This window comes from Kitasatospora sp. NPDC047058 (assembly GCF_040643935.1).
In the GTDB taxonomy this organism is placed as follows: domain Bacteria; phylum Actinomycetota; class Actinomycetes; order Streptomycetales; family Streptomycetaceae; genus Kitasatospora.
Window position 1 is genome coordinate 1 of sequence record NZ_JBEYVJ010000726.1, and the last position, 2,174, is coordinate 2,174.

The 2,174-nt window shown below is 68.8% G+C and carries 3 protein-coding genes; 1 reads left to right on the plus strand and 2 read right to left on the minus strand.

Annotated elements, in window-relative coordinates; translation table 11 throughout:
* Both ABZ885_RS39830 and ABZ885_RS39835 read right to left on the minus strand, forming a co-directional pair.
* A partial coding sequence (locus tag ABZ885_RS39830) for a phospholipase A2 (RefSeq protein ID WP_360199897.1) occupies positions 1 to 460 on the minus strand: 460 nt, incomplete at its 3' end.
* A 449-nt stretch (positions 461 to 909) separates the two neighbouring features.
* Positions 910 to 1,332: a hypothetical protein gene (locus ABZ885_RS39835; RefSeq protein WP_360199899.1), complete on the minus strand. Its 423-nt coding sequence runs from the start codon at positions 1,330 to 1,332 to the stop codon at positions 910 to 912.
* Positions 1,333 to 1,546: 214 nt separating this feature from the next.
* Here ABZ885_RS39835 and ABZ885_RS39840 point away from each other — a divergent pair, with 214 nt between their 5' ends.
* Positions 1,547 to 1,738, plus strand: coding sequence for a hypothetical protein (locus ABZ885_RS39840; protein WP_360199901.1), 192 nt, complete (start codon positions 1,547 to 1,549; stop codon positions 1,736 to 1,738).
* Positions 1,739 to 2,174: the final 436 nt, after the last annotated feature.

A 2,174-nucleotide genomic window follows, 5' to 3' on the forward strand; every position in this document is an offset into this window, starting at 1 on the left:
GGCGAGGATGTCGCCGGCGAGTGGTCCGGTGGGCGGGATGACGAGGGTGGCTCCGGCGGCGAAGGTCATGACGAGTTCGAGCGAAGGCGTCGCAGACGGCGTCCATGTCCTGGAGGAAGACCTTGTCGACGCGGTCCTTGGGCGAGGGTTCGAGGCCGCTGAGGCCCTTGAACCGGAAGCCGCCTTCGCCGAGCAGCTCGCGGTAGTTGCGGTAGCCGAAGTCGTGGCGGATGCAGGCGTTGGAGAAGTCGAAGCGGAACGGCATGTTGGGGGCCGGGGAGTTGCAGACGTTCGTGGACCAGTTGAATTCGTACCGGTCGGGTGTGCCCTTTCGGTTGGTGGCGTAGGCGTTCAGGTACGCGTCGGTGGCGTCCTGCCCCGTCTGCACCATGCGGTCGAGGGCGGCGATCTTCTCCGCCCGGGGCGCCGGGGAGACGGGCGCGCCGGCGTCGGGTTTCATCGTGTGCCTCCCTGGTAGAAGTCACGGCCCAGCGCGTTCCGCAGGTCCGCGCGGGCCGCGCTGAGCCTCCATGACACCGACCAGGGCCCGGTCGACACCGGCATCAAGGTGTGGCTGGGCGTGGACGGAACCCTCTTCCGGCCGTCAAGTAGCCCGCACCCGACGGCCGGTGCCCCGGACAGCCTCCACCGTCCGGGGCGCCGGCCGCTCCCTGCCGTTCAACTCTCGTCAGCGGCAGGACCCGTGGACCCCTCGAGCGACGGAGAGCGGCCCTGCGCGTACCCTTTCCAGGCCGCAGCCGCGAAGGGGCCGCCGCGCCGGTACGCGAATTCCGAGAAGCCCCACCGCCACCCTCGGTCTTGTCGTCACCCCTCCCCGGCCGGTCGGGACACCACTGGAAGGACCGCGACGAGTACAGTGGGCTGCGCCGCTCGGACAAGCGGACGAGGTCAGCCCCGGGACACCCAGCCCGTCCAGTAACCCGAGTTGCCCGATACGATCTCGCCGACGATCGTGTTGTTGTTCTGATAGCCGACGACGTTGAATTCCTCACAGCCGCCGGGGTTGAAGTTGATGGCGCTGTTTCCTGGATTCCAACCGGTGTTGACGTCCTGCAGCGTCATCCGGTAGCCCGCTCCGTCGAAGACCTTCACAACTACCGAGGTGGCGCTCGACTGATGGTTGCAGACCAGGAAATAGGCGCTGTCCCGGCCGTTTTCCAGGTAGAGCGAGAACCAATCCGTGGTGGATGCGGGTGGGTTCGACACACCGGCGTAGGCGGTGCCGCCGAGGCCGACCGTGGCGACGCCCGCGAGGGCAACAGCAGCGGCAGTCATGGCGATACCACGCTTGGCTGTTCCGATTCTGACCATGGAGTGTTCCCCCTCTGTGGTGGTCCGCGGGGCAGGCCCGCTGTCGGTCTGCACAACAGCTTGCCTGTTCACGGTCGGCCAGTGAAGGACTTCGTTCGGACATTGGCCAGAACTCCGCCGTGCCACCGTGGTATCGACTGACGCCCACTACGGCTGATCGTGACGCGCCCACCGTCTGACCGGGCGACGGCCCGGAGGGGCCGACCTCCCGCAAGTGCTGTGGTGCCCCCTCCACCACGACGGCGAAGCGCCTCCCGCGGCCCGCCTCGTCCGGCGCAACGCCGCCGGCGTCGGCGAACAGGCCACCGACCCTCCGGAGCCCGCCGACGTCGAGCACTACGGTCACTACGTTCCCGAACCCCGTGTCCTGCACCTCGAGGTCGTCACCGAGAGCTGCGTGCCCTGAATCGAGTCGCGCGATCGGCACCTCGCGGGCCTCGCGGACGGGCAGACCGAGCAATGCGTCGCCCCCGGCCCGTCCCACCCCCCGCCCGTGACCACCACCTCGCCCCCGCCCCGGCCGGGCGCCGGAAATCCGATGGGAGGCACCTGCCGCGCCACCGGTGCTCCGGTCCGCCGAGCCGTGCACGACCGGCACCCGAACGCCACCGGCCCCACCGTCGCGCCACAAACATGGGCTGATCCGCACACGGCCTCTGCGGACACAAGGCACACGATGGCGAGGGTCACGATGGCCCGCCTCGTGCGCGGCTACTACGAGCAGGCCGCCCGGCTGGTGAGGGACGCTGAAGTTCCACCCTGGGGCTGGACACCTGGAGACTGGGACATGTGAGCCCAGAGGAAGCAGTTTCAGGTGGGAAGCAACAGCAACATGAGTAAGC

Excerpts from the sequence above, each read along its gene's own strand:
- ABZ885_RS39835 (WP_360199899.1), bottom strand. The coding sequence starts at position 1,332 with ATGGTCAGAATCGGAACAGCCAAGCGTGGTATCGCCATGACTGCCGCT.